24 protein-coding genes and 1 other RNA gene are annotated in these 26384 nt (G+C 59.7%); 8 read left to right on the plus strand and 17 right to left on the minus strand.

Going from position 1 to position 26384, the window contains the following annotated elements; all coding sequences use genetic code 11:
* Positions 1-60: 60 nt before the first annotated feature.
* The 3 genes from ilvN to miaA all read right to left on the minus strand — a co-directional run bounded on the left by ilvN (position 61) and on the right by miaA (position 3719).
* Positions 61-660: an acetolactate synthase small subunit gene (gene ilvN / locus AAC126_RS00175; RefSeq protein ID WP_339848616.1), complete on the minus strand. Its 600-nt coding sequence runs from the start codon at positions 658-660 to the stop codon at positions 61-63.
* 107 nt (positions 661-767) lie between these two features.
* Positions 768-2558: an acetolactate synthase 3 large subunit gene (locus AAC126_RS00180; protein ID WP_339848619.1), complete on the minus strand. Its 1791-nt coding sequence runs from the start codon at positions 2556-2558 to the stop codon at positions 768-770.
* A gap of 162 nt (positions 2559-2720) precedes the next feature.
* Entirely contained in the window at positions 2721-3719 is a 999-nt protein-coding gene (gene miaA, locus AAC126_RS00185) for a tRNA (adenosine(37)-N6)-dimethylallyltransferase MiaA (protein ID WP_339848814.1), read from the minus strand.
* An 85-nt stretch (positions 3720-3804) separates the two neighbouring features.
* Between miaA and serB the strand changes: the two genes are divergently transcribed.
* The gene (gene serB / locus AAC126_RS00190) at positions 3805-4641 is read left to right on the plus strand and encodes a phosphoserine phosphatase SerB (RefSeq protein ID WP_339848621.1); all 837 of its coding nucleotides are present in this window, start codon (positions 3805-3807) and stop codon (positions 4639-4641) included.
* A 121-nt stretch (positions 4642-4762) separates the two neighbouring features.
* On the opposite strand, the gene AAC126_RS00195 is transcribed toward serB, so the two are convergent.
* The 4 genes from AAC126_RS00195 to hflK form a co-directional block, all read right to left on the minus strand.
* On the minus strand, positions 4763-6190 hold the full coding sequence (locus AAC126_RS00195; RefSeq protein WP_339848623.1) for a DegQ family serine endoprotease: 1428 nt from the start codon (positions 6188-6190) through the stop codon (positions 4763-4765).
* Positions 6191-6537: 347 nt separating this feature from the next.
* Positions 6538-6726: a DUF2065 domain-containing protein gene (locus AAC126_RS00200; RefSeq protein ID WP_339848626.1), complete on the minus strand. Its 189-nt coding sequence runs from the start codon at positions 6724-6726 to the stop codon at positions 6538-6540.
* 39 nt (positions 6727-6765) lie between these two features.
* Positions 6766-7641 (minus strand): protease modulator HflC, encoded by an 876-nt coding sequence (gene hflC, locus AAC126_RS00205; protein WP_339848628.1) that lies wholly within the window; start codon positions 7639-7641, stop codon positions 6766-6768.
* On the minus strand, positions 7638-8807 hold the full coding sequence (gene hflK, locus AAC126_RS00210) for an FtsH protease activity modulator HflK (protein WP_339848630.1): 1170 nt from the start codon (positions 8805-8807) through the stop codon (positions 7638-7640). Before hflK ends, hflC begins: the two co-directional genes overlap by 4 nt.
* A 141-nt stretch (positions 8808-8948) precedes the next feature.
* On the opposite strand from hflK, the gene apbC reads away from it, so the two are divergent.
* Positions 8949-10118: an iron-sulfur cluster carrier protein ApbC gene (apbC, locus tag AAC126_RS00215; RefSeq protein WP_339848633.1), complete on the plus strand. Its 1170-nt coding sequence runs from the start codon at positions 8949-8951 to the stop codon at positions 10116-10118.
* Positions 10119-10126: 8 nt separating this feature from the next.
* On the opposite strand, the gene AAC126_RS00220 is transcribed toward apbC, so the two are convergent.
* The 3 genes from AAC126_RS00220 to AAC126_RS00230 are packed head-to-tail and all read right to left on the minus strand — an operon-like array spanning position 10127 to position 11976.
* Positions 10127-10645 carry an N-acetyltransferase family protein gene (locus tag AAC126_RS00220; RefSeq protein ID WP_339848635.1) on the minus strand — a complete coding sequence of 173 codons (519 nt, stop codon included), beginning with the start codon at positions 10643-10645 and terminating at the stop codon, positions 10127-10129.
* Between the two features lie 3 nt (positions 10646-10648).
* A complete protein-coding gene (locus AAC126_RS00225; protein WP_339848637.1) occupies positions 10649-11173 on the minus strand; it encodes a dihydrofolate reductase in 525 nt (174 codons plus the stop codon).
* 8 nt (positions 11174-11181) lie between these two features.
* On the minus strand, positions 11182-11976 hold the full coding sequence (locus tag AAC126_RS00230) for a thymidylate synthase (protein WP_339848639.1): 795 nt from the start codon (positions 11974-11976) through the stop codon (positions 11182-11184).
* Positions 11977-12148: 172 nt separating this feature from the next.
* On the opposite strand from AAC126_RS00230, the gene AAC126_RS00235 reads away from it, so the two are divergent.
* From AAC126_RS00235 to AAC126_RS00255, 5 genes are all read left to right on the plus strand, one after another.
* A complete protein-coding gene (locus tag AAC126_RS00235) occupies positions 12149-13666 on the plus strand; it encodes a tetratricopeptide repeat protein (RefSeq protein WP_339848642.1) in 1518 nt (505 codons plus the stop codon).
* Positions 13667-13689: 23 nt separating this feature from the next.
* Positions 13690-14050, plus strand: a transfer-messenger RNA (tmRNA) gene (ssrA, locus tag AAC126_RS00240).
* Positions 14051-14089: 39 nt separating this feature from the next.
* The gene (locus AAC126_RS00245; RefSeq protein WP_339848645.1) at positions 14090-14578 is read left to right on the plus strand and encodes a ClpXP protease specificity-enhancing factor SspB; all 489 of its coding nucleotides are present in this window, start codon (positions 14090-14092) and stop codon (positions 14576-14578) included.
* A 92-nt stretch (positions 14579-14670) separates the two neighbouring features.
* Complete coding sequence (locus tag AAC126_RS00250; RefSeq protein WP_339848647.1) at positions 14671-16281, plus strand: fumarate hydratase; 1611 nt, start codon at positions 14671-14673, stop codon at positions 16279-16281.
* Between the two features lie 13 nt (positions 16282-16294).
* Positions 16295-16936 (plus strand): alpha/beta family hydrolase, encoded by a 642-nt coding sequence (locus AAC126_RS00255; protein WP_339848650.1) that lies wholly within the window; start codon positions 16295-16297, stop codon positions 16934-16936.
* An 11-nt stretch (positions 16937-16947) separates the two neighbouring features.
* Here AAC126_RS00255 and AAC126_RS00260 read toward each other — a convergent pair whose 3' ends face one another.
* Positions 16948-17202, minus strand: coding sequence for a hypothetical protein (locus AAC126_RS00260; protein WP_339848653.1), 255 nt, complete (start codon positions 17200-17202; stop codon positions 16948-16950).
* 694 nt (positions 17203-17896) lie between these two features.
* Between AAC126_RS00260 and AAC126_RS00265 the strand changes: the two genes are divergently transcribed.
* Positions 17897-18718 (plus strand): flagellin, encoded by an 822-nt coding sequence (locus AAC126_RS00265; protein ID WP_339848655.1) that lies wholly within the window; start codon positions 17897-17899, stop codon positions 18716-18718.
* 75 nt (positions 18719-18793) lie between these two features.
* Here AAC126_RS00265 and AAC126_RS00270 read toward each other — a convergent pair whose 3' ends face one another.
* The 6 genes from AAC126_RS00270 to AAC126_RS00295 all read right to left on the minus strand — a co-directional run bounded on the left by AAC126_RS00270 (position 18794) and on the right by AAC126_RS00295 (position 26370).
* Positions 18794-19219 (minus strand): universal stress protein, encoded by a 426-nt coding sequence (locus AAC126_RS00270; protein ID WP_339848658.1) that lies wholly within the window; start codon positions 19217-19219, stop codon positions 18794-18796.
* A gap of 11 nt (positions 19220-19230) precedes the next feature.
* On the minus strand, positions 19231-21831 hold the full coding sequence (locus AAC126_RS00275; protein ID WP_339848661.1) for a TRAP transporter permease: 2601 nt from the start codon (positions 21829-21831) through the stop codon (positions 19231-19233).
* Between the two features lie 178 nt (positions 21832-22009).
* Positions 22010-22993: a TAXI family TRAP transporter solute-binding subunit gene (locus AAC126_RS00280; RefSeq protein ID WP_339848663.1), complete on the minus strand. Its 984-nt coding sequence runs from the start codon at positions 22991-22993 to the stop codon at positions 22010-22012.
* A gap of 333 nt (positions 22994-23326) precedes the next feature.
* Complete coding sequence (locus tag AAC126_RS00285) at positions 23327-24655, minus strand: aspartate aminotransferase family protein (protein WP_339848665.1); 1329 nt, start codon at positions 24653-24655, stop codon at positions 23327-23329.
* A gap of 81 nt (positions 24656-24736) precedes the next feature.
* On the minus strand, positions 24737-25384 hold the full coding sequence (locus AAC126_RS00290) for an ABC-type transport auxiliary lipoprotein family protein (protein WP_339848667.1): 648 nt from the start codon (positions 25382-25384) through the stop codon (positions 24737-24739).
* On the minus strand, positions 25384-26370 hold the full coding sequence (locus AAC126_RS00295) for an MlaD family protein (protein WP_339848670.1): 987 nt from the start codon (positions 26368-26370) through the stop codon (positions 25384-25386). Before AAC126_RS00295 ends, AAC126_RS00290 begins: the two co-directional genes overlap by 1 nt.
* Positions 26371-26384: the final 14 nt, after the last annotated feature.

The following is a 26384-nucleotide window of genomic DNA, read 5'->3' on the forward strand; positions in this document are numbered from 1 at the left end:
CGGGCAGAATTAATCGGGCAACGGGTCGGGCTCCGATAGCGCCCGCTGCCTTAGGCCCGTTCAGGCCTTTTTCTGTGCCTTCTTCCCCGCCGCCGGCTGCTTGGCCTTCTTGCGGTTGACCTCCAGCGTGCTGAAGACAGGCATATCCAGATTGCTGCCCCGGGCGATCGCGACCACGCCGGTGCGGGACACCTCGATCGCGCCAAGCGCACTCATAAGCTCGACAAACGCCGTGATCTTGGACGGGCTGCCGGTCAGCTCGAAAACAAAGCTTTCCAGCGTGCTGTCAATGGCGCGGGCACGAAACATGTCGGCAATGCGAAGCGCCTCGATGCGATGCTCGCCAACATTGCGGATCTTGATCAGCGCCAGCTCGCGTTCCAGATGCGGGCCCTCAAGCGTCAGGTCGTGCACGGAATGAACCGGCACCAGACGGCCAAGCTGCGCCTTGATCTGGGCAATGATCTGCGGCGTCCCCGTCGTCACGATGGTGATCCGGGAAAGATGGGCAGCCGTGTCGACGGACGAGACCGTCAGGCTTTCAATATTGTAGCCCCGGCCGGAGAACAGACCGATGACCCGGGCCAGCACGCCCGGCTCGTCATCCACCAGAACGGCAAGTGTGTGGGCCGCTTCTGCTATTTCAGTGGTTGCGTTCACGTGAATATTCCAAATTCTGGGCAGCCTGTCGGCCACCGATACCTTTATAGAGCGAAGGGGTGGACGGCGCCCGCGCCTTTTTCAGGGCAAACGGGCTCCGTTAGCTCCTAGACCAGAACCATCCCGTTCTCCGACGTCTCCAGCTCCGCCTTGTCGTCCGGCCCAAGCAGCATTTCGTAATGCGCCGCGCCGGAGGGGATCATCGGGAAGCAGTTCTCGTCCTTCTTGACCATGATATCGGCCAGCACGAAACGATCCGTCTCCAGCATCTCCATGATCACGTCATCAAGCTGGTCGACCGTCTCGGCACGCAAGCCAACGCCACCGAATGCTTCCGCGACCTTGATGAAGTCCGGCAGGCTTTCCGAATAACTCTCGGAATAGCGGCCACCATGGTTCAGTTCCTGCCACTGCCGGACCATACCCATCCACTGGTTATTGACGATGAAGGACTTCACCGGCAACCGGTACTGGGCGAGCGTCGACAGCTCCTGAATATTCATCAGGTAGGAGGCCTCGCCGGCGATATCGATCACCGTTGAGTCCGGGTGCGCAATCTGCACGCCCATCGCGGCCGGCAGGCCATAGCCCATTGTGCCGAGGCCACCGGAGGTCATCCAGCGGTTCGGCTCCTCGAAGCCGAAATACTGGGCTGCCCACATCTGGTGCTGGCCGACTTCGGTGGTGATGTAGGTGTCACGGTCACGGGTCAGCTCGTACAAGCGCTTGATCGCATGCTGCGGCTTGATGATCGAGGAGTCTTCCGTGAAGGCCAGGCACTTGCGCTCACGCCATTTCTCGATCTGCGCCCACCACTTCTCCAGCGGCTTGCTGTTGGCCTTGTAACCCTTGGCTTTCCAGACCTTGAGCATCTGCTCCAGAATGGTCGCCGCATCGCCGATGATCGGCAGGTCCACGACAACGTTCTTGTTGATCGAGCTGGGGTCGATATCGACATGCACCTTGGTAGAATTCGGCGAGAAGTCCGAGATGCGACCTGTCACCCGGTCATCGAACCGCGCCCCGATATTGATCATCACATCGCAATTATACATCGCGAGATTGGCTTCGTAGGTGCCGTGCATGCCGAGCATGCCGAGGAACTGGCGATCCTGGGACGGATAGGCGCCGAGGCCCATCAGCGTCAGGGTTGTCGGCGCCTGGGTCAGACGGACCAGCTCGGCATAGAGCTTCGATGCTTTCGGGCCGGCATTGATCAGGCCACCGCCGCCATAGAAAATTGGCCGCTTGGCTTTCGCCAGCAGATCGACGGCGCGCTCGATGGCGCTCTCGTCACCCTTCACCTGCGGCTTGTAGCTCGGATGCTCATTACCGTTCGGGGCATAATAAGGGCCTTCGGCAAACAGCACGTCCTTCGGCAGATCGACCACAACCGGGCCCGGACGGCCGGTTTTGGCGACGTAAACCGCCTCGTGAATAGTATCGGCAAGGCGCGTGACGTCCTTCACCAGATAATTATGCTTGGTGCAGGGCCGGGTGATACCGGTCGTGTCCGCTTCCTGGAAGGCATCATTGCCGATCAGATGCGTCGGCACCTGCCCGGTCAGACAGACAATCGGAATGGAGTCCATCAGCGCGTCGGTCAGGCCGGTCACGGCATTGGTCGCGCCCGGACCGGATGTCACCAGAACGCAGCCGACCTTACCGGTCGAACGGGCATACCCTTCCGCCGCATGCACGGCCGCCTGCTCATGGCGCACAAGGATGTGGCGGATACGGTTGGACTTGAAGATCTCGTCATAGATCGGCAATACCGCCCCGCCGGGATAGCCGAATACTACTTCTACGCCCTGATCCTGCAACGCTTTGAGAATGATCGCCGCCCCATTCATCTGGGCGTCGGGTTTTCGGGTATGCGGCGTGCGCGGGGTAGCCATTTTACCGTTCCTCTCTCAAGTCATATTCGCAGTTGCGGCAAGAGCCGCCCCGCCACCGGGCGGGATTGATCAGATAAAACCCTGTTAAATCAATTAGATCAACAGAAACTCAGACAAATATCGCGACACCAAAGGCGTCGCGACGGGCCGGAACCTAGACCGTCAGCTATAACCGGTCAACAGAAACTGACGAATATTATTAAAGATTTTTTCATCCAATCTTTCCGAATGTTGCTCAGAGAGGGTCAAATTTGCATGGACCTGATTACGGAACCATGTCATTTGCCGTTTTGCATAGCGTCTCGTGTCCCTTTGCGCGATCCGGACGCACTCCTCGCGCGGCATATTTCCATTAATAAATTCAATCAGTTGAGGCACGCCCAAGGCCTTCATCGCAGGTAATGCGGGATCAAGATCAAGGGCCATCAGGGCTTCAACCTCCTGCAAGGCGCCGCGCTCCAGCATTTTTTCAAAGCGTCCATCGCAGTTGCGATACAGAGACGCACGTTCCGGCAAGACTGTGATGGTGAAGAAGTCGATGCCTTCAGGAGGTTCCGCCGGACGATCCTGCCAGGTGGAAAGCGGCTGTCCCGTATCCTGCAAGACCTCCCAGGCGCGGATCAGCCGTTGGCTGTCTCCGTCGTGCAGACGGGCCGCCAGGACCGGGTCCCCCTCCGCCAGCCTTTGCCGGAGCGCGGCTCCGCCGATCTCCGCATGCAGCGCCCGCGCCGCGGCCCGCACATCGGGCGAGACTTCGGGCATCTCGGATAGCCCATGTGTCAGGGCGCGCAGATAGAGACCAGTGCCGCCGCAGAGGATCGGCACCCTGCCCGCCTGCGCGGCTTTGTGAATTTCGCCAAGGGCATGTTCACGCCACAGCGCCGCCGAGCAAACCTCCGCCGCGCCGAGAAAGCCGTATAGCCGGTGCGGCGCCCGCTCCAGATCAGCCGGATCGGGTCTGGCGGTGATGATGTCCAGCTCGCGGTAAACCTGCATCGAGTCCGCATTGATGACGGTCCCGCCCATCTCCTCGGCAAGATCGACGGCAAGCGCAGATTTGCCGCTCGCGGTCGGCCCGCCAATGACGATGGCCCTGATCGTACCGTCCCGGGCCGTGCCGGAGCCGTCTTCCGTATCTGAAACTTCGCTGGACATAGCCATGGCGATTACGCGATAAGCCGGGCCCATGCAATATGTCCTCACGCTTACAGCGAATCCAGCGGCTCCGTCCCTAGACGCCGCCGCCGTGACCGAAGCCGAAAAAGCCCTGCGCGATAATGGTCTCACTGCCGGCACCGCCGACTGGCTCGCCCCGGCGATTGCCGTCGACCTGCCCTTTGACGGCTCCGTCGCCGAAGGACTTGCGGACATTCTGCGCTCCGCGCTCTCCGGCCTCGTGGCAGACGTCAATCTCCAGCCTTCAGCCGGACGCCGGAAGAAACTGCTGATCGCGGATATGGATTCAACGATCATCACGTCCGAATCCCTCGACGATCTCGCCAGCTATGCCGGGATCGGCGACAAGATCGCGCCGATCACTGCGCGGGCCATGCGGGGCGAGCTTGATTTCGAGGCAGCACTGAAGGAACGGGTCGCGATGCTGGTAGGGCATCCGTCCAGCCTGCTGGACCGTCTTCTGGCCGAAGTCGAAGTGACCCCGGGCGCCCAGGCGCTTGTTGCCACCATGCGGCGCGACGGAGCCTATACCGCCCTGGTCTCCGGCGGCTTTACATCGCTGACCGGCCCGGTCCGGGAACGGCTCGGCTTCCATACCGACCGCGCCAACACGCTCAACGTCGCCGATGGCTGTTTTACCGGCACCGTTGGAGAGCCGATCCTGGGGCGGGATGCGAAACTCGTTGCTCTCAACGGTTTCTGTGCCGAACTCGGCATTGATCCGGCGAACGCCGTGACGGTCGGCGACGGCGCGAACGATCTAGCCATGCTGCAGGCGGCCGGCATGGGCGTCGCCTTCCGGGGCAAACCGGCCGTACGCGAGGCGGCCGCCTTCCGGATCGATCACGGGGACCTCACCGGTCTGCTTTATCTGCAGGGATACAAACAGTCAGAATTCGCCGGCTGATCACGCCCGCGTCTGATCTCACTTTCGTCTGATATGGCTTGCGCTAAAAACAACGGCGCCGGTCTTTCGACCGGCGCCGCGCGTCGCACCCGCTGGGGCTGCCTGGGGGGGCGGGGGAGAATTAGCCCTCAGTAATGCGGAGTGCGACAAACCTCATTTCACCACCGCGGTTAACGGTAAGCAGAACCGACTTCTTGCCGGCATCCTTGGCCGTCGCGATGCCCTTCTGAACGCTGGACGGTGATGTCACGGGTGTCTGCTGCACCTCGACAATCACATCGCCTGCCCGCAAGTCACGGGCGGCCGGGCCATTCGGATCAACCTCCGTGACCACGACCCCCTTGGCATCGTCTCCAAGAGAGTACTTACCCCGCATGTCGTCGCTGATTGCCGACAATTCAAGGCCAAGCGACTCAACCCGGTCTGGTTTGGCCTGCATCGGCTGCGGGCCACCACTGGTAAGCAGGGCCTTTTTCTCGGCTTCCTCAAGCTCACCGATATTCGCGGTAACCTTGACCAGCTTGCCGCCGCGCCACAGCTCCACCGGCACATCCTTGCCGATCGGTGTCTGGGCGACGATCTTCGGCAGCTCGCGCATGGAGCCGACTTCACGGCTGTTGAATTTCAGGATCACGTCACCGGCACGGATACCGGCAGACTTGGCAGGGCCCTTGTCATTGACATGGGCAACCAGAGCGCCGCGCGCACCGTCAAGAGACAGGCTCTCGGCAACTTCGTCGGTCACTTCCTGAATCCGCACACCGAGCCAGCCACGGCGGGTCCGGCCGAATTCACGCAGCTGCTTGACCACCGGATCGGCCAGGGCGGAGGAAACCGCGAAGCCAATACCGACGGAGCCGCCGGACTGGGAGAAGATCACGGTGTTCACGCCGATCACCTCGCCATCGATATTGAACAGCGGTCCACCGGAATTGCCCTTGTTGATGGCGGCATCCGTCTGGATGAAATCATCATACGGGCCCTGTCCGATATCGCGGCCCCGGGCCGAAACGATACCGGCCGTAACCGTACCGCCAAGACCGAACGGGTTACCGATCGCGACAACCCAGTCACCGACGCGCATCTTGTCGGAATCTCCGAATTTCACGACCGGCAGATCGACATCACGGGGATCGAATTTCAGCACGGCGATATCGGTTTTCGGGTCGGTGCCAACCAGCGTCGCCTCGAATTCCGTATCATCCTGCATGCGGATCACGATCTCGTCAGCGTCCCGGATGACGTGGTTGTTCGTAATGACGTACCCGGCCTTATCGACAATGAAGCCGGAGCCGAGGGACTGTGCCCGCCGGGAGCGCGGCTCACCGTTCGGACGCATCCGATCTTCAAATTCCTTGAAGAATTCCTCGAAGGGCGTGCCAGGCGGCAATGCGCGCTCGTCGCTTGATGCGGTAATGGTCTGGGTCGTGGAGATATTGACCACCGCCGGAAGCAACTTCTCGGCAAGATCGGCAAAACTCTCCGGCGCGGCCCTGGCGATCGCGGGTGTCACCGGCATAAACACCGGAATGGCTACCGCGATAGCCATAAAACCAGCCACAAAACCGTTTCTCAGGCCTCTTACGGCTGAGTGTGAGTTTTCTGTGGGGACGCCTGTCATGATTTCAACGCTCCTTGGCAAAGCTTTTATCCTTTTCGGGTATCGGGACCCTATCCCGGCCCGGAAGCGGCGGACCGGCGGCCCGTCGACAGAGGTGAGTCTTTTCGCCCCATCTATAAGCCATCAAGGTAGGGACGATCGAACGGCTTTCAACGCGGCCCCTCGATAATGTCAGATATAACGATAAGGTGTGGCGGCAATGTGGTGCTGATCGAGCAACTGTGTCTGAATTGCGGCATTTTCTGGTTCCGGCCGCGTCGGAGGGCATAAACGCCTCAGGTGGCGCGCAAAATCCAGGCCAGCGCAAATCCCAGAACCATGGCGATAAAGCCTGCGCGCCTTAGCACGCTCTCATCCAGTTCGAGCGCCGCCCGCATCATTGCCTTCATTCGGCCCGGCATCAGTGCGTAAAGACAACCCTCGATAAAAAAAACGAGGGCGAGCGCCGTCAGTAAATCCGTCACGGCACTGCCCTCGTCTGTTTCCGAGCCGCATCGGCCCCGCTATTGCGGAGCCGGTGCGCCTTCGATGTTTTTGAAGTACTTGAAGAAATCGCTATCCGGAGACAACACCATCGTCGTGTCGCCACCTTTCATTGCGTTCCGGTAAGCCTGCATGGAGCGATAGAAAGCAAAGAACTCGGGGTCCTTGCCGAAAGCTTCCGCATAAATCCGGATGGCTTCCGCATCGCCCTGACCACGCAGCATTTCAGACTGTTTCTTGGCCTCGGCGACAATCACCACACGCTGCTTGTCGGCATCGGCGCGGATCTTCTGCGCTTCTTCCTGACCCTGTGCCCGGAATTCCTTGGCCTCTCGTTCACGCTCGGATTTCATCCGGTTGTAAATGTTGAGACTGGTTTCTTCCGGATAATCCGCACGGCGAATACGCACCTCGACCAGCTCCATGCCGAGCGGGCGGGCACCGTCATTCGCCTGCTGGCGAATGCTGGCCATGATCGAAATACGCTGGTCCGAGAGAATGCTCAGCAGCGTTTCGTTACCGAGCACACGGCGCAGTGCGGAGTTGATGATCGGGCTCAAACGCGAACGGGCGCCCATCTCATCCTTCACCGTCTGGAAGAACAGCAACGGGTCGACGATCTTGAAGCGTGCATAGGAATCCACGTCGAGACGCTTCTGGTCAGACAGAATGACCTGCTGCTTCGGCGGATCGAGATCCAGTACGCGCTTGTCGTAATAGACCACGTTCTGCCAGGGCAACTTGAACTTCAGGCCAGGATCCTTGACCGCTTCCATCGGGGCACCGAACTGCAGGACAATCGCCTGCTGAACCTGCGGCACCACGAAGAGCATGGAGTAGGCGACGAACCCGGCGATCAGCACCAGGACGCCCAAAACGGCGAGTCCCCTGTTCATTGTGTGGCTCCCGTCGAGGTGCGGTTCTTCTGGATCTGTTTCTGAACTTCCGGCAACGGCAGATACGGGATCACGCCGTTTCCATCACCCGACCCACTGTCGATGATGATCTTGTTCACGTTCCCGAGAACCTCTTCCATGGTCTCCAGATAGATACGCTTCTGGGTGACCTCCTTGGCAGCCGAATAGGCCTTGTAGACCGACTCGAAACGATCCGCGTCACCGATGGCGCGGTTGGTGACTTCCTGACGGAAAGCATCCGCCTCTTCGATCATCTGTGCCGCTTCACCACGAGCCCGCGGCACCACGTCATTCCGGAAAGTCTCGGCTTCGTTCTTCAACCGGTCTTTATCCTGACGCGCACGCTGCACTTCGTTGAAGGCATCGATCACCTGCTTCGGCGGATCCACCGCCAGCAACTGAACCTGCCGTACGGAAACACCGGCACCGTATTCGGTCAGCAAACTCTGCAGATCTTCCTGCACAGTGCTTTCGATCAACTGACGGCCTTCGGTCAGGGCAACCTGGATCGGTCGCTTGCCGATGGCATCACGCATCGCTGATTCCGCCGCCATTTTCACGGTTTCGGCGGGATCCTGAAGATTGAACAGGAAGTCGCCGGCATCAGCGATCCGCCAGAACACGACGAAATCGATATCGACGATATTTTCATCGCCGGTGATCATCTGGCTCTCTTCGGGAACGTCGCGCGTCACCGAACTCCGGCCGGATCCGTCCCCGGAACTGCGATAACCGACTTCGACCCTGTTTTCCCGGGTCACGTCGGGCTTGATCACCGAGCCGATCGGAGACGGATAATTCCAATGCAGGCCAGGTTCGGTCGGAACACCGGTGAAACGGCCAAAAACGAGTTCGATGCCCTGCTGGTTCGGCTGTACCCGATAGAGACCGGAAAACAGCCAGAGAGCAAGAAGGCCTATAACGATCAGCGTGATGCCCGTGGGTCCGCCCATGCCGCTTGGCAGCAAACGCTTCAGGCGTGCCTGTCCCTGGCGGATAACCTCATCGATATCAGGCGGTTGCTGACCGCCGCCGCTTGGTCCCCGGCCACCCCACGGAGACTTACCGCCACCGCCGCCGCCAGACCCGTTACCACCGCCGCCGCCCCATGGACCGCCGCCGCCACCTTGATTACTCCAAGGCATATATGTTTCCCCTCATCATAAAGCGCTCGTCGCTCTTAGCAGATGCCCCCCCTGTTGCAAAGGAATAGGGGAAGCGTATATCTGCTTGCGCGAAACATTACGTTGAATTCGCATATTGGCCAAAAGCCGGAGAAATCAAGCATGGCACGGGTAACCGAAGATCAGATCCTGGCAGCCCTCAAGGTTGTGGAAGACCCTGACAAGGGGCAGGACATCGTTTCTCTCGGCATGGTGAGTGGTCTTGTCGTGAAAGACGGCAATGTCGGCTTCGCCATCGAGGTCGACCCGAAACGCGGCCCGCAGCTTGAGCCGCTGCGCCAGGCGGCGGAGAAAGCCGTGGACGCATTACCGGGTGTTCTCTCGGTCACGGCGGTGCTCACCGCACACCGCCCCGGCGGCCAGGGCGGGAGCGGCCAGGCACAGCCGGCACCGCAAACCGCACAGCCCCGGGCACAGGCCGCCGCAGGTGGTCCGCAAGCGCGCCCGGCACAGAACACTCAGAAAACCCTGGTCCCCGGCATCAAATCGATCATTGCCGTTGCTTCCGGCAAAGGCGGCGTCGGCAAATCCACCACCGCCATTAACCTCGCCCTCGCGCTGAAGGCCTCCGGCCTCACCGTCGGCATTCTCGATGCGGATATCTATGGCCCGTCCCTGCCTCGCATGATGGGTATTTCCGGCCGTCCGACAACGGAAGACGGCAAGACCCTGAAACCGCTGGAACGGTTCGGCATCAAATGCATGTCCATCGGCTTCCTGGTGCCCGAGGACAGCCCGACCATCTGGCGCGGCCCGATGGTGATGAGTGCACTGGAACAGATGCTGCGCGATGTTCTCTGGGGCGAACTCGATGTGCTCGTCGTCGACATGCCGCCGGGCACGGGCGACGCCCAGCTCACCATGTCACAGCGCGTGCCGCTGGCCGGTGCCGTCATCGTCTCCACACCGCAGGACATTGCCCTGCTGGATGCCCGCAAGGGTCTCAACATGTTCCGCAAGGTCGATGTGCCGGTGCTCGGCATCATCGAGAACATGAGCTACTTCCTCTGCCCGAGTTGCGGCGAGCGGTCCGACATCTTCGGGCATGGCGGTGCCCGTGACGAAGCCGAGCGGATCGGCGTCGATTTCCTTGGCGAGGTGCCGCTGCATATGGATATCCGGGAGACCTCGGACGCCGGGAACCCGATCGTGGTTTCGGCCCCGGACAGCCCGCATTCGGTTGCCTATAAAGGCATTGCGGACAAGGTCTGGAGCAAGGTCGGCAGCGGCGAAACGGGGAGCCGGGCAGCTCCGAATATCGTCTTCAATTAAGCCCCTGGCTAGAGACCGGCAATGGCGCTGCGCCGCTCCATGATGGTGGTGTCGCGCCATTGCCCTTCCAACGGGCCATAGGTCATTTTCGCAATCCGTTCCCGCGTGCCGATTACCCTGAAGCCCAGATCGACATGCAGACGGATACTGGCTTCGTTTTCCGGGAAGATGCTTGTCTGCAGGGTCCAGAACCCGGCCTGCTCCGATTGTTCGATCAAGGCTGTGAGCAGCTTTCGGCCAACACCCGTGCCGCGCGCGTCGGGCGCGATATAGATGCTGTGCTCAGCCACCCCGCGATAGACCGCGCGGCTCGAGACCGGCGTCAGGCCGACCCAGCCCGCCACAGCATCATCGGCAAGCGCGACCAGCCGGCAGTCGGGCAGGTATTTCTCATCGAACGCGGGCCAGTCCGGCGCAGCTACCTCGAAAGTCGCGTGACCAGTATCGATCCCGGCCTGATAGATCGCAAGCACCTGCTCCGCGTCGCCCGGCTCCATGGCGCGCAGGCTTACCGTCCCGTTCTTCATTTCTCAGCTCCGCTCCAGCGTGACGAAACTGTGCGCGGGCGCGTCTCCGTCTGCCGGATGATTCTCCCGGTCCGTCTCGTGCCACTCGGTGCGATCAAAGTCGGGGAACCGGGTCTGCCCCTCGGCGTCGACATGGATTTCCGTCACATGCAGGCGCTGTACCTTGTCGAAGGCCTGGCGATAGATCTCGGCACCGCCGAAGACGACAATCTCGTCAACGCCATCCGTCAGCGCCACGCGGCGGGCAAGGTCCAGCCCCTCGTCAAGATTATGCACAATCTCAATGTCTTCGGCTTTGAACCCCCGATCCCTGGTCACCACGATATTGGTGCGGCCGGGCAAGGCTCTGCCGATTGACTGATACGTCTTGCGCCCCATCACCAGCGGCTTGCCCATGGTGATGCGCTTCATCCGCTTGAGATCGGCGGGCAGATGCCAGGGCATCTTCTCGCCGTCCCCGATCACTCCGTTATCGGACATCGCAACAACGATGACCGGCACCGGAAACTGCACAACCTTATCGTCCATGCCCATCTCTAGACCGCGACCGGCGCGGCGATATGCGGGGCGGCCTCATAGCCAACAAGCTCGAAATCGTCATAGCGGAATGCGAACAGATCGGTGACCTCCGGATTGATACGCATTGTGGGCAGGCGCCCCGGCACACGCTGTAACTGCTCGCGGGCCTGATCGAAATGGTTCCGGTAGAGATGGGTGTCCCCGAAGGAATGCACGAACTCTCCAGGCTCCAGACCCGTGACCTGAGCGACCATCAGGGTCAGCAACGCGTAAGACGCGATATTGAACGGCACACCGAGAAAGATATCCGCGCTGCGCTGGTAGAGCTGACAGGAGAGCTTGCCGTCCGCGACATAGAACTGGAACAGGCAATGGCAGGGCGGCAAGGCCATTTTCGGCACGTCCGCCGGGTTCCAGGCGGTAACGATCAGACGCCGAGAATCCGGCCGCTCGCGAATGTCATCAAGCAGGTTCCTGATCTGGTCGATGGTACCGCCATCCTTGTCCGGCCAGGATCGCCACTGATGGCCATAAACCGGCCCGAGATCGCCATTCTCGTCCGCCCACTCGTTCCAGATACGGACGCCGTTTTCCTGCAGATACGCAATATTGGTATCGCCGGCGAGAAACCAGAGCAGCTCATGAATAATCGATTTCAGATGCAGTTTTTTGGTGGTCAGAACCGGGAATCCCCGGGACAGATCGAAGCGCATCTGATGGCCGAAAATCGACCGCGTGCCGGTCCCCGTCCGGTCGGTTTTGTCCGCACCTTCTTCCAGCACTTTCGCCATCAGATCGAGATATTGCCGCATGGATAGACAGTCCCGTCATCCTCATTGAGAAACAGCATATAGTGTGAACCGGGGCCACGCTAACGCAAGTCATTGCAGACAGGCACGGCAATGACGATTGACAGAGTGCTGAATCCGCTCGCACTTTTGTCGCAAGATCCGTTCGCACCGAAACCGGACCGGGACAGCCACCATGCCGGAAAGCCGCGACTCCCTTTTGGCCGACTGCCAGCAGCTCATGGCCGCGGGAAAGTGGAACGAGGCACGCTCCCGACTGGAAAATGCATTCGCAGCGGCTCCGGCCGATATCCTGATCGCCTTCACCCTCGCGACGGCCTGCCGGCTTTCCGGCATGACAGAACGCGCAACGCAACTTTTCCAGGCCATCCACTCCGCCTTGCCAGACATGGCCGAAGCGGCAATCGGCCTGGCGCACTGCCTGGCCGAAGCCGGCACGACGGACGAGGCGGCAACTGTCTTGCGACACTATCTTGTGCGGCATCCGGAGCAGGCTTCAGCTTATGGAGTGCTTGCGGAAATTTGGCTGAAATCCGGTATTTTCAAACCGGTGACACGAACCTTCAAAGAGGCAGCCACTCTCGCGCCCACAGCGGATAATATTGGCAATCTCGCCGAATCCCTTAGTCTCGAACGCAGTTTCACGGCTGCCGAGCAGCAATATCAACTGGCGCTCGCAAAAGCACCCGGCTCAGCCAAATTGCGGCTGAATTATGCGGTACATTTACTCACGCAGGGCAAGACCGGAGATGGCTGGAAACATTTCGAAGCCCGCCTTGATCCCGATGTCGCCGATTCCCCTGTCCGGACTCTCTCCCTGCCCCGCTGGAACGGCAGCACACCTGAAAACAGGCATATTCTGGTGGTCAGCGAACAGGGGCTCGGCGATGAAATCAGGCTTGCCGCTCTCTTGCCGGAACTCGCCGGCCTGGCACGAACCCTGACCGTTGAGTGCGACCCGCGCCTGATTTCCCTTTTCGAACGCTCCATGCCGGATGTGACGTTTCACGCGTTTTCCAGGATCAAGAAAAGTGGTCGTGGCCATTATGCCTATGGCTGGCTGCCGCGCGATGGCGGTCCGGATTGCTATATCGAAAGCGGCAGCTTGCCCCTGTTTCTTGGTCGCGCGCTGAGCCCCCCGGAAAACGAAAATGGCTTTCTTTCTCCTTTGGCAAAGGTGGCGGAGCTTCTGGGCCAGCGTCTCAGGGATGCAGCCGGTGATCGCTCCCTTGTCGGTGTGTCCTGGGCGAGCAATGCCCGGAAATTCGGGCGGGCAACCAACTATCCACCGGCCGAATCATGGCGGCTCCTGCTGGACTTACCGGATACCTGCCTCGTTTCGCTGCACTATGGCGCAGCCTCCAGCGCCGTGAAAGAGATGGAGGAAGCGACCGGCCGCAAAATATTACAGCTTCAGGATCTTGATCTGCGGGACGATCTGGAAGCGCTGGCCGCGCTCGAAGCATCGCTTGATCTGGTCCTGTCGGTTGGAAACGCCACGGCAGCTCTCGCAGCAGCGGTAGGAACGAAGACCTTGGAATTACTGTCTTCTCCAGGCTGGGTCCCGCTTCGGGAAGAGCGGGATTGTTTTCTCGGAGCGACCACCCGGCTCGCGCAACGGCGTCTCGGTGACTGGACATATCCGGTCGAGCGGGCAAGAGAGCTTGCGTTAACGCATCTCCAGAAACGGTAACCACCCGCGATCTTGCGAACTCTCCTCTTTTTCCTGAGGCAACAAGCGCCTATATTCAGCCTGTCGGGAAACCGACTATGGCGATAAACGGCCTGTGGAATAGGCATTGCGGACCCGGGGGCGGTACCCGGCGCCTCCACCAAAGACCTCCGGTCTCCCGACCGGATCCTTGGGGGCGAAATAGGATCGACGCGTGTAGTAAAGACAGAACTTTCGCTCGGCATGGTACCACCGATATCGGGCCATTATAGTAGTTGCAAATGACAACAACTATGCGGAAGCACGTCTCGCTGCGTAAGCAGTCTGATGTCTTCGATTTAAGTCCTAAGGGTTCGCACCTTTAGGCGGGGTTTGGGGCGCACCTGGCAACAGAAGCGTCCCGCTAGATTTGAGTATGCTGACGGACGAATACCGGGGGAAATTTTGGAAGAACCTTTCCAGTACGACATGATGGTGGATGAGGCGCTGCGCGGCGTTGTCCGGCGCGCGCTGAAGCAGGTCGCTCAGCACGGCCTCCCCGGAAACCACCATTTTTACATCACCTTCAAGACCCGGGGAGAAGGTGTTTCGATCCCTCCCTATCTGCTTGAAAAATACGCCGACGAGATGACCATCGTGCTCCAGTTCCAGTTCTGGGACCTGGAAATCGAGGAAGAGTTCTTCAGCGTCGCGCTCAGCTTCAACGATGTTCGCGAGAGGCTGGTCATTCCCCTTGCCGCAATCACCGGGTTCGCCGATCCGTCCGTGAAGTTCGGTCTGCAGTTCCAGACGCTTGATGACAACGAGCTCAACGAGACGGAACTTCTCGACGCATCCGACGACGAGACGGAAGATCCAATGCCGGAGGGTGATGATGACGGCGCGGCCATGGGCCAGGTCGTCTCCCTCGATAATTTTCGGAAGAAGAAATAAGTCCGGCGGCCGCCCAGCGGTAAAGACCTGACACATTTCGGCGGAAGCAGCCTCGCTTCCGTAAGAGAGATTTATGCTGGAGAGTTGCCCCAATGGCCGACTTTAATTTCACCGAGATGTTCCCGCTTGCGGAGGACACGACGGAGTACCGCAAGCTTACCGGCGATTATGTCGGTGTGGAAAAATTTCGCGGCCAGGACATCCTGACCATTGAACCCGAAGCCTTCACGATGCTGACGGAACAGGCATTCCGGGACATCTCCCACCTGCTCCGCCCCGCGCACCTGCAACAGCTCCGCAACATCCTCGAAGACGATGAGGCGACCAACAACGACAAGTTCGTCGCCTACGAGCTACTGAAGAATGCGGGCATTTCCGCCGGCGGCGTGCTGCCGATGTGCCAAGATACCGGCACCGCCATCGTGATGGGCAAGAAGGGCCAGAACGTCTTCACCGGCTTCAATGAAGAGGAAGCCATCGCCAAGGGCGTTTACGACGTCTACACAAACCACAATCTGCGCTACAGCCAGATGGCACCGCTCGACATGTTCAACGAGAAGAACACGTCGAACAATCTGCCCGCGCAGATCGAGCTTTATGCGACCGAAGGCGATGCCTACAAGTTCATGTTCTGCCAGAAGGGCGGCGGCTCGGCGAACAAGAGCTTCCTGTTCCAGGAAACCAAGGCGATCCTCAATCCGGACGCCCTGATGAAGTTCCTGGACACCAAGATCCGTACACTCGGCACCGCAGCCTGCCCGCCCTATCACCTCGCCATCGTGATCGGCGGCCCCTCGGCCGAGTTCAACATGAAGACGGTGAAGCTGGCCTCGACCAAGTATCTCGACGGTCTGCCCACCAAGGGCAGCGAGTCCGGCCATGCCTTCCGCGATGTGGAGATGGAACAGCAGGTCCTGAAGATGACCCAGGACATGGGCATTGGCGCCCAGTTCGGCGGCAAATACTATTGCCACGACGTCCGGATCATCCGCCTGCCGCGCCATGGCGCCTCCCTGCCCGTCGGGCTCGGGGTTTCCTGCTCCGCCGACCGTCAGTGCTTTGCCAAGATCACCAAGGATGGCGTTTTCGTCGAGCGTCTGGAGACCGATCCGTCCAAATACATGCCGGATATCGATCCGAGCGAATTCGAGGGCGATGTCGTCAAGATCGATCTTGGCCAGCCGATGGACGAGATCCGCAAGACCCTCAGCCAATACCCGATCAAGACCCCGGTTTCGCTGAGTGGCACGATCATCGTTGCCCGCGATATCGCGCATGCGAAGCTGAAAGAGCGGATCGACAGCGGCGAAGGCCTGCCGGATTACGTCAAGAACCATCCGATCTATTACGCCGGCCCGGCCAAGACCCCGGAAGGCTATGCCTCCGGCTCGTTCGGTCCGACCACGGCGGGACGCATGGATTCCTACGTCGATCCCTTCATGGCGGCCGGTGGCAGCTTCGTGATGCTCGCCAAGGGCAACCGCTCTCCCCAGGTGCGTGAAGCCTGCAAGAAATACGGCGGCTTCTATCTCGGCTCCGTCGGCGGGGCGGCGGCAAAGCTGGCCCTGAACAGCATCAAGAAGGTCGAGGTTCAGGAATATCCGGAACTTGGCATGGAAGCAGTCTGGCGGATCGAGGTCGAGGATTTCCCCGCCTTTATCGTCACCGACGACAAGGGCAATGACTTCTTTTCCAACATCTGACGATCAGGCGCGCATGGCAGCGCCCAATTTTCTCGTGAATGGGCCGGCGGGTGCGCCGGCCTCTTTCGTTCTGGCCCACGGCGCCGGTGCGCCGATGGACACGCCCTTCATGAACCAGGTCGCCGAAGGCATTGCCTCGGCGGGCTTCCGGGTCTTGCGTTTTGAATTCCCCTATATGGCTGGCCGGCGCACTGGTGGCAGCAAGCGGCCTCCGGACCGGCAGCCCGTTCTCCTCGATACCTGGAGAAGCGTCATCGAGACGGCGGCGGGAAATGGAGCCCTTGTGATCGGCGGTAAATCCATGGGTGGCCGCATGGCCAGCCTTGTTGCTGACGAGAGCGGTGCCGATGGGCTGATCTGCCTCGGCTACCCGTTCCATCCGCCTGGAAAACCCGACAAATTGCGCACGGAACATCTGGAAAGCATCACCTGCCCGACGCTGATCCTGCAGGGAGAGCGCGATCCTTTCGGCACCAGGCCGGAAGTCGAAAATTACCCTTTATCAGCGGCAATAACCATCGAATGGCTTCCGGATGGCAATCATGACCTGTCGCCCCGGAAAGCCTCCGGCCACACGGCTGCGTCAAACATGGCGGCAACGATTAGCGCCGCGGTAAAGTTTCTGGAATTGGCCGCCCAAGCCCCAAAGACCTAGCGGCAGGCCGATTAGTGGTGGGAGAGAGATCTGTCGTCGATTGCCGCGTTGATCAGCTCAGCCGGTGAAGGGATCTGTTTTTCCACAACGGGAAGCTGCAATTCATCGGCGCTTGTGCGGTAGACGATATAGGCGTTTGCCATCCATCCGCCGGCCACCACCGGGCCGACCAGAACAACAGTCAAGGAGACAAGTGCGACCACGCGCATAACCGACCGGAAAAGCGCTTCCGCGACACTGTCTTCTGTCTGTTCCCAAATGGCCAATGGTCAAACCCCACCCTGAGATGGGCCCTGCGAAGCAGTTGCAAGGCCTCCCCACAATCAACAAGTGAACTCAACAATAGCAGAGAGAAATGGAATTCTCAATGCTATGTCGCAACACATTGCCGCAAGTACCGCAAATTACACAATTTTCTATAACCGTCGACACTCTGAGCACCTCATACAAAACAATGCGATCAAGCACATCGACAGTTATATTTTAAAGTTCTTGCAGAATTTTATTAACAAAAGCTAAGCGATACACCGCAAAATCGGCCCAACTCTTAAGTGGAGGAACCCAGCACCCAGCCGCCTGAAATCAACTTTTTAGCAACACTCAATACATATAAACCGCGTCATGATGACGCAAATTTGGTGTCTTTAGAGACATGAAAGTATCATCAGGCGGCCCCAACTCTTCCACCTATGCATCAGCTTTCCGTGGATAAGGTGGCGACTTCCGCGTTAATTCCCGGTCAATACGTGATTAACCCGATCATCCGAAAGATCAGCAGCGGCGTGCCTAATGCCGGCGGTAAAAAACAGCGACAGCATTACCCGATCACCCCTGCCGCCCCGCCGGACCTCAAAACGATCACACCTTACAAACAGCCGGAAAAATGCTATATTGTAAGGTGAGATAGACGACCGTGCCGGATCAGATTGCTTGCGGCACCATCAACGAGAGCGTGTAGCCATGGCTATCAACAACTCGATCAATACGAATGTCGGTGCCTTTTCGGCGCTCCGGAACCTGAATTCCGCGCAGAGCGACCAGAGCCGCACCCTGAACCGGATTTCCACCGGCCAGAAAGTGTCAGGCGCGCTGGATCAGGCCTCCCTGTTTGCCATCGCCCAAAGCATCCGGGGCGAGCTCAGCGCCAATGCGGCTCTGCAGCAGGGTCTGAACCAGACGTCAGGCGCGGTGAAAGTCGCCACTGCCGGCGCGACGGCGATATCAAACCTGACCTCCGATATTCAGGGCAAGCTGGTCGAACTTTCCAACCCAGCGAACACGGCGGAGCAGCAGGGCATTCTGCAGAACGATCTGGATGCGCTTCTGGGGCAGGCCCAGGGCTTTGTCGACAACAGCACTTTCAACGGAACCAATTTGCTGGAGTCCGGCGCCGGGGATCTGAACACACTTCAGAACGGTGAAGGCGAAGTGCTGACGGTTTCGGGCCAAGGCTCCGTCGCGGACAGTCTCGCAGCGCTGGCTGCTGCCGATTTCAGCGATCCCGCTTCGGTTCTGGAAAATGAATTCACGGCCTTCCAGTCAGCCCTGAACAATTCCCTTGGCGAACTCGGGGCAAGTGGCCGCCGCATCACGGCGCAGAACGATCAGCTACAGGGTATTGCGGATGCGACTGAGGAAGGCCTCGGAAACATCGTCGATGCCAATCTCGGACGGGAAGCCGCGCGGCTTGCGGCAGATCAGGCCCGCGGGCAATTGAGCGCGCTCTCGCTCGGCATCGCCAATCGCAGCCCGCAGGCTCTCCTCGGCCTGTTCCGCTCCTAACGGCTTCACGCCAGGTATCTGGCAGCAGATATAAAAAACCCCGCCGATCAGCTGTCGGCGGGGCTTTTTTTTCGTTTAGCGGACCACCAGAACCGAACAGTTGGCGTGCCGTACCACCCGGGCCGCATTCGGCCCCAGCAGGTAATCTTTCAGCTCCGGACGGTGCGAGGCGATGATGATGAGGTCCGCATCGATCTCCTTCGCGGTCAGCAGCACCATCTCATAGACCGTGCCCTGGCGAACAATATGCTGCACGTGCATGCCTGATGGAACGCGCGCGGCCACCAGCTCGTGCAGGCGCTTGTTCGCCTCCTTCATGACCTTTTCCACGTGATCCTTCGGGAAATACTGCCCAACGAGGCTCATTCCGAAGTCCGGCACCACAGTCATGACGGAAAGACTTGCCTCGTGCGTCTCGGCATTGGAGATCGCCAGCGGCAGTGCCTTGTTCCAGGAATCCTTGTCGTCCAGGTCGACAGTCAAAAGGATATGTTTGTACATCTGCCTCTCCCCTAAACAGCTTCAGCCCGGCGGCGGCGCGACCGTTGCAGGACGATAACCAGAACCATCAGGCCGAGTGCCGGAATGAAGAACAGCTCCTTCGGCGGGCGGTCCGCAGGCGTCATGACTTCCGTCACCTGCCAGTCGAAATCGATCCCGGCCTTTTCAGCAGGGCTGCTGAAGCCGAGATTATCGACCAGAGCCTTGCCGTCTTCGAACCGCATCTCCAGCCCGGCCACATTCGCCAGCCTGTCCGCACCCGGCCCGGCATCACCGAGCGGCAGCAAAACGGCCTTGGAGACAATATCCCCGTCAATAGTCTCGCCCTGCACCATCAACCGGATATCGGCACCGGCAGGGATGGTTTCGGCAACCTCATAGATCCTTGTCGGATCATGCTGAACAAAGGGCGGATCTATGTAATCGAGCCAGAAACCAGGCCGGAACAGGGTAAAGGCAACCAGCAGCAGGGCCGCGGATTCCCAAAGCCGGTTCTTCACAATCAGGAACATCTGCGTCGCCGAGGCGAACATCAGCATCGCCAGGATTGCCGTGACCACCGTGATGATGAAATGCACCACCCCGTCGATCCCGATCATCAGAAGCTGTGTGTTGAAGATGAACAGGAACGGCAGTATCGCGGTCCGAATATCGTAGGCGAAGCCCTGCAGACCGGTCTTGATCGGATCGCCGCCCGACAGGGCGGCGGCGGCATAGGCCGCCAGCCCCACTGGTGGCGTATCGTCCGCCAATATCCCGAAATAGAACACGAACAGATGCACCGCGATCAGCGGCAGGATCACCCCGGATTGAGCCGAAAGCGTCACGATCACCGGTGCCATCAACGAAGACACGACGATGTAGTTCGCCGTCGTCGGCAGGCCAAGGCCCAGCACCAGGCAGATAAAGGCCGTGAACAACAGCATCAGCATCAGGTTACCGGCCGAAACGAACTCAACGAATTCGGTCATTTTCTGGCCAAGGCCTGTCAGGGTCACAGCCCCGACGACGATGCCCGCAACCGCGACCGCGACCCCGATCGGCACCATGTTCCGCGCACCGGAGACCAGTCCGTCATAGAGCTCGCTCCGCCCCATGCCAAGCGCGGCCATGTCTATCCCCTCACCCCGGAAGAACGCCTTGCCCGCCCGGTGGGTCAGCGCGACGAATAGCATGACGACCGAAGTCCAGAAGGCCGCAAGCCCCGGAGAGAAACGCTCCACGATCAGGCACCAGACCAGCACGCCGATCGGCAACAGGAAATACAGACCGGACATCAGGGTCGGCCGCATTTCAGGGCACTCGGTCATCTCCTCAAGATCTTCCGGACGGCCGTCCTCATAGGAGGCACCCAGTTTCAACAAAAAGACATAGGCAACCAGCAGCACGATCGATGCGATGTAGATCGTGGCATCGCCGAACACGTCCTTTGTCCAGGCAAAGCCGAAATAGGTGACAGCCATCAGGACAAGGAACCCGACCAGTGCGGTCGCCGTGCTGAAAATCTTGGCCAGGACCGTCCGCCCCCGCCCCTTCGAAGAGCGCGGCAGACCGACCATGCCGGCCTTCACGGCCTCAAGGTGCACAATGTAAACCAGCGCAATGTAGGAGATGATCGCCGGCAGGAAGGCGTGCTTCATGATCTCGACAAGGTCGATACCAACCCGCTCGATCATGATGAAAGCGGCAGCGCCCATCACCGGCGGCGTCAGCTGGCCGTTGGTCGAGGAAGCAACCTCAACGGCGCCCGCCTTCTCTGCCGGAAAGCCCGTGCGCTTCATCAGCGGAATGGTGAAGGCACCCGTGGTCACGACGTTGGCAAGGGAGGAGCCGGAAATCAGGCCTGTCATGGCCGAGGAAACAACCGACGCCTTGGCCGGGCCGCCCCGCATATGGCCAACCAGTGCGATCGAAAGCTTGGTCAGGTAGATGCCGGCGCCGGACTTGTCCATCAGGGCACCGAACAGCACGAACAGGAAGATGAAGGAGGTCGATACACCAACCCCGATCCCGAACACGCCTTCCTGGGTGATCCAGAGGTGGGACATCGCCTTCTGGAAGGATGCCCCCTTCCACGCAATGATGTCCGGCCCGTACTGGCCGAAGAAGATGTAGACGAGGAAGACCATCGCGACGGCCATCAACGGCACGCCAAGAGAGCGCCGGGTAGCCTCCAGCAGCAACACAAGACCAATACCCGCCGTCACAATGTCCGCGGTCGTCGGGATTCCCATGCGGCCGGCGAGATCATCGGCTTCAGCCACCAGATAAAGAATGCAGACCGAGGAGACGATCGCGAACAGCCAGTCCGTGACCGGCACGCTGCGGCGCGGTGAATTCTTAAATGCAGGGTAGGACAGAAAGGCCAGAACCACGGCGAAACAAAGGTGAATTGGCCGGGTCTGCGTGTTGTTCATCAAAGGGATAAAGTCAGCCAGCAAGTAGGGCAGCGGCGACGCGATCCAGAGTTGAAACAGGGACCAGGCCAACGCACCGAGTGCGATCCCCAGCCCGACCATTCCCGGCACGGTACGTGCGCCCGTGTCAACGGCTGCAACCAGATCTTCAGCCGCCTGGCGCGCGGATTTCGACTCTGCCGTATCGTTGCTCATATAGCCCCCTCCTCGCGCATCCTCGGGTGGGATGCGTCCGCCCTCATCACATAGCCGCGCGCATAACGCGCCGTTCCCGGTTCATCTGGCAAACCCATTGAACAGGGCCGCCGGTAATTTTTTTCAGTCACTCACAAGCAAGAAGGGAGAGGTCGCCCTCTCCCTTCTTCCGGCTGAATTACATCCAGCCTTTTTCTTTGTAGTACTTCGCGGCACCGCCATGGATCGGAGCGGACAGGCCGTCCTTCACCATTTCGGATTCCTTCAGATGACCGAAGGCCGGGTGCAGCTTCTTGAAGTCGTCGAAGTTTTCGAAGACCGCTTTCACGACTTCATAGACCACGTCGTCGGAAACGGCGGTCGAGCTGACGAAGGTCGCGCCGACACCGAAGGTGTGCACGTCTTCCGGATTGCTGGAATACATGCCGCCCGGAATGGTCGCCTTGCGATAGTAGGAATTGTCAGCAACCAGCTTGTCGATGGCCGGACCGGTTGCATTGACCAGAACCGCGCCACAGGAGGCCACTGATTCCTTGGTCAAGGCAGACGGATGGCCGACGAGCCAGAAATAGGCGTCGATCTTGTTGTCGCACAGCGCCTGCCCGGTTTCGGCAGACTTCAGCTCAGCAGCAAGCTTGAGATCGCTGCGATCCCAACCGAGAGCTTCTTCCATCACTTCCCAGGTACCACGGGTACCGGAACCGGCATTGCCGATATTGACCCGCTTGCCCTTGAGATCCGTGACATTCTTGATGCCGCCATCTGCGCGGGCAAGAATCGTGACCGGCTCGGCATGGACGGAGAACACAGCGCGCAGATCCTTGAACGGACCGGCATCCGCGAACTTCGAGGTGCCGTTATAGGCATGGTACTGCCAGTCGGACTGGGCAACGCCCATGTCCAGCTCGCCGGCACGGATGGTGTTGATGTTGTAGATCGAGCCACCGGTCGATTCGACGGAGCAACGGATGCCGTGCTCCTTGCGGCCCTTGTTCACAAGGCGGCAAATGGCGCCACCCGTCGGGTAGTAAACACCCGTCACACCGCCGGTACCGATGGTGATGAATTGCTGTTCCGCAGCGCTGACGCCCTGCGTTGCTCCGACGAGCGATGCGCCAGCCACCAGGGCCGCTGCAAAGCCAAACGTGAAAGCCCGTTTCATGAAGCCTCCTCCAAGAGAATTCGTGGTTTAAATTTACCTGCGTTCTACAGCTTCGTTTTGTCAGACAATCAGAGCCTGAACAGGATCCGGATGCGCTCCCATGCGTATCTCGTATCAAAGCCATTGGGTCACAGACCTACCCCATGAACTATGCCCTGCAAGAGAGACAAAGGTCAATCAAGTCTAAGGCACTGAAAAACAACAATTTACTCAAGGAATTTTGTATACAATAGGCAATTTAAGCGAAGGCATATTGAATGCTGCAGTGCGGTCATCCCGCATGGCCTGAACGCTATTCCGATTCGCCCTAAACGCTATTGCCCGCAGGATTTCCTAACGGGATTCCAGGGCGCTTTCCACCGCCGCCCCCAGCTTCTCGACAATCTCCGCCACGTGGCTGTCGTCGATAATAAAGGGCGGGGCCAGCAGGATATGATCGCCGACACGGCCGTCGATGGTGCCGCCCATCGGGTAACACATCAGCCCGCTCGCCATGGCATTAGCCTTTACCTTCGCGTGGAGCTTCAGACTCGGGTCGAAGGATTGCTTGCTCGCCCTGTCCTCAACCAGCTCGATACCGATGAAGAGACCACGGCCGCGAATATCGCCGACATGGGGGTGATTACCGAAGCGCTCCTCAAGGGCTGATTTCAGTTTCTCTCCCATGATCCGGACTTTTTCCAGCAGACCGTCTTCCTCGATAACCTGCTGTACCGCGAGCGCCCCGGCGCAGGCCGCCGGATGGCCCATATAGGTATGGCCGTGCTGGAAGAAGCCGCTGCCATCGCGAATCGCGCCGAAGATTTTCTTCGAGACCAAAGTCGCCCCAATCGGCTGATATCCGGCACCTAGGCCCTTGGCGATGGTCAGCAGATCCGGCGCAACGCCGTCTTCCTCGCAGGCAAAGAGATAGCCCGTGCGCCCCATGCCGCACATGACCTCGTCAAAGATCAGCAAAACGCCGTGGCGATCGCAAATCTCGCGTATCCGCTTCAGATACCCGGGAACAGGAGGCACCGCGCCAAGGGTGGCGCCGACAACCGGCTCGCAAACGAAGGCTGCAACCGTTTCAGCACCATGCTCCCTGATGGCCGCATCAAGCTCGTCCGCGACCCTCTGGCCGTAGGTTTCCTCGCTCTCGTCATCCTGCCGGCCACGATAGGCGAAGCACGGAGAGACGTGGGTCGCGTCGATCAACAGCGGGCGGAACTGCTCACGCCGCCATTCGTTGCCGCCAACCGCCAGCGCGCCGAGCGTGTTGCCGTGATAGCTCTGTTTGCGGGCGATGATCTTGTGCCGCTCCGGCTGGCCGATTTCCACGAAGTACTGACGGGCCATTTTCAGGGCCGCCTCGATAGCTTCGGAGCCACCAGAGACGAAATAAACCCGGTCGAGATCGCCCGGCGCCCGTGCGATCAGATGATCCGCCAGACGCTCCATCGGCTCGTTCGAGAAGAAGCCGCTATGGGCGAAGGGGATTTCGTCCAGCTGCGTCTTGATCGCATCAATCACCCGCTTGTCGCTATGTCCGAGGCAGGACACGGCGGCGCCGCCACTGGCATCGAGGTAGCTCTTGCCGTCCGTATCCTTGATGTAAACACCCTCGCCGCTCGCTGCGACGGGATAGGAGGCGACAGCACTGCGATGAAAGACGTGGTTCATGCCGGAGACTTTCGATTGAAGCTTCAGATCGGATTATTCCAACACTGCTCCTGCGGTCCGTATCCGGTCAAGCCGTCCGGATCAGAGTTCGGCAACACTCTTCAGCGTCCAGCCGACGATCTTTTTCATCACGTTGCCAAGCGCCAGATCGAAGGACTTCACAATGTTGTCCATCTTGTTATCCGGCGCCTCCCGCATCGACTCGAAAGAGTGCGAGGCGACGATGATCCGCTGCGGGATTTTCACCAGCTTGCAATTAATCCTGACACGGATTTTCGGGACGGTTGCGCCATAGAGATATTCCGCCTGGAACTCACGCAGTTCCGTCTGTAATTCATAATCGCTCCGCAGGCCGACGCCGCTGCGGCCAACCCCGACAATTTTCTCCGAGTTCTCAAAAGACTCGACCAGCAGCCGGTACACCATGGACGGCGCCGTATCGATCCATTTGGCGCGAGCGAAATAATCCATCGTCAACTCGCCGCGCATGACGGCGATCTGGGAGGAATTGAGACCGGCCGGCGCAAGCGGCGGTTCGATCCCAAGCTGCAATGGCACATTCGGGATATCGCTGTCGAAAGTGCTTTTCGGCGACAACCGGTAGAGTTGCGAGGGCGGCGGCAGCGTTGGAAGCACACCACAGGCGGAGACAGCGGCGGCTGGCAATGCCGCCCCGGCAAGGGCAAGCAACCGGCGGCGGCTCAGGGAGGGGGCACTTTGCTCACTCATTAATCTGTCTCCACACCTTTGTGTCTGTTGCCGAAGAGAATACGCGCCGGATCCGCCTCGACCTGGCGCACCAGACGGTCAAGGTCGTTCATCAGCTGCCGTCCTTCGACAAGGAATTCCGTCAGCTCGTAAAGCCCCGTGACCGCGAAATCGTTCACTGCCTCGCGATTGTCCGAAATCAACGCCGCCGCTTCACCGGACGCCTTGCCCATATTCTGCAACGTGTTGCGCAAATCCGCCGAGACAGCCGAGAGCTCCGCATCCACCGCCGTCACCGTGCCCCGCGTCGTCGCCATGGTCTGGGAAATCTCTTCGCTCATCATCGCGATATCACCGCCGACCTGGCTCACCGTCTGGTCCAGCACCAGCATGGTTGAATGGGCATTCGCGATGATCTCCTCGATCTCCGTGCTGCGGTTGGCAAGGATACCGGAGACGCTTTCAAGATTCTTCAGCGTGTTCTCGATGGATGCGCGGTTTTTGTCATTCATCAGCTGATTGGCCCGGTTCACCAGAACAACAAGCTGCGAGGCGATCTCCGGCGCGGCCTGGGCCACTTCCTGCAGAATTGATGACCGGGATTCCAGTACCGGCACATCATCCCCCGGACGTGCGGCCAGAAGCGGCGCGTCGTTCGAGCCACCGGCAAGCTGGATATAGCCGACCCCGGTCAGCCCCTGGCTCTCCAGGATGGCATAGACGTCCTGCTTGATCGGCACCTTCCCGTCGAGCTCGACGCGCACCCGGATGATCTCGATATTATCCGGGTCGATGGCGATGTCGGTCACCTGCCCGACCGGAATGCCCCGGTAGCGGACCGGGCTGCCAACCGAGAGGCCCGTCACCTGCTCCTCGAACTCGATCACGTAAGTCGAGACATCCCGATCCAGTTCGACCTTGCCGAGCCAGATCACGAACCCCATTCCGGCCGCGAACATCGCGAAGACGAACACTCCGACGACGACATAGCTTGCGCGTGTTTCCATGGCAGTTCCGTCTC

It is taken from the genome of uncultured Nisaea sp., assembly GCF_963974195.1.
Classification (GTDB): domain Bacteria; phylum Pseudomonadota; class Alphaproteobacteria; order Thalassobaculales; family Thalassobaculaceae; genus Nisaea.

Bases quoted from the DNA above. Each gene is read 5' to 3' on its own strand.
- AAC126_RS00195 (WP_339848623.1), bottom strand. From the start codon at position 6,190: ATGGCTATCGCGGTAGCCATTCCGGTGTTTATGCCGGTGACACCCGCG.
- AAC126_RS00290 (WP_339848667.1), bottom strand. From the start codon at position 25,384: ATGAGTGAGCAAAGTGCCCCCTCCCTGAGCCGCCGCCGGTTGCTTGCC.
- hflK (WP_339848630.1), bottom strand. From the start codon at position 8,807: ATGCCTTGGAGTAATCAAGGTGGCGGCGGCGGTCCATGGGGCGGCGGC.
- AAC126_RS00230 (WP_339848639.1), bottom strand. From the start codon at position 11,976: ATGCGGCAATATCTCGATCTGATGGCGAAAGTGCTGGAAGAAGGTGCG.
- AAC126_RS00255 (WP_339848650.1), top strand. From the start codon at position 16,295: ATGGCAGCGCCCAATTTTCTCGTGAATGGGCCGGCGGGTGCGCCGGCC.
- AAC126_RS00270 (WP_339848658.1), bottom strand. From the start codon at position 19,219: ATGTACAAACATATCCTTTTGACTGTCGACCTGGACGACAAGGATTCC.
- apbC (WP_339848633.1), top strand. From the start codon at position 8,949: ATGGCACGGGTAACCGAAGATCAGATCCTGGCAGCCCTCAAGGTTGTG.
- AAC126_RS00250 (WP_339848647.1), top strand. From the start codon at position 14,671: ATGGCCGACTTTAATTTCACCGAGATGTTCCCGCTTGCGGAGGACACG.
- AAC126_RS00275 (WP_339848661.1), bottom strand. From the start codon at position 21,831: ATGAGCAACGATACGGCAGAGTCGAAATCCGCGCGCCAGGCGGCTGAA.
- hflC (WP_339848628.1), bottom strand. From the start codon at position 7,641: ATGAACAGGGGACTCGCCGTTTTGGGCGTCCTGGTGCTGATCGCCGGG.
- miaA (WP_339848814.1), bottom strand. From the start codon at position 3,719: ATGGCTATGTCCAGCGAAGTTTCAGATACGGAAGACGGCTCCGGCACG.
- AAC126_RS00265 (WP_339848655.1), top strand. From the start codon at position 17,897: ATGGCTATCAACAACTCGATCAATACGAATGTCGGTGCCTTTTCGGCG.
- AAC126_RS00180 (WP_339848619.1), bottom strand. From the start codon at position 2,558: ATGGCTACCCCGCGCACGCCGCATACCCGAAAACCCGACGCCCAGATG.
- AAC126_RS00280 (WP_339848663.1), bottom strand. From the start codon at position 22,993: ATGAAACGGGCTTTCACGTTTGGCTTTGCAGCGGCCCTGGTGGCTGGC.
- AAC126_RS00285 (WP_339848665.1), bottom strand. From the start codon at position 24,655: ATGAACCACGTCTTTCATCGCAGTGCTGTCGCCTCCTATCCCGTCGCA.
- AAC126_RS00225 (WP_339848637.1), bottom strand. From the start codon at position 11,173: ATGGACGATAAGGTTGTGCAGTTTCCGGTGCCGGTCATCGTTGTTGCG.
- AAC126_RS00295 (WP_339848670.1), bottom strand. From the start codon at position 26,370: ATGGAAACACGCGCAAGCTATGTCGTCGTCGGAGTGTTCGTCTTCGCG.
- AAC126_RS00220 (WP_339848635.1), bottom strand. From the start codon at position 10,645: ATGAAGAACGGGACGGTAAGCCTGCGCGCCATGGAGCCGGGCGACGCG.
- AAC126_RS00235 (WP_339848642.1), top strand. From the start codon at position 12,149: ATGCCGGAAAGCCGCGACTCCCTTTTGGCCGACTGCCAGCAGCTCATG.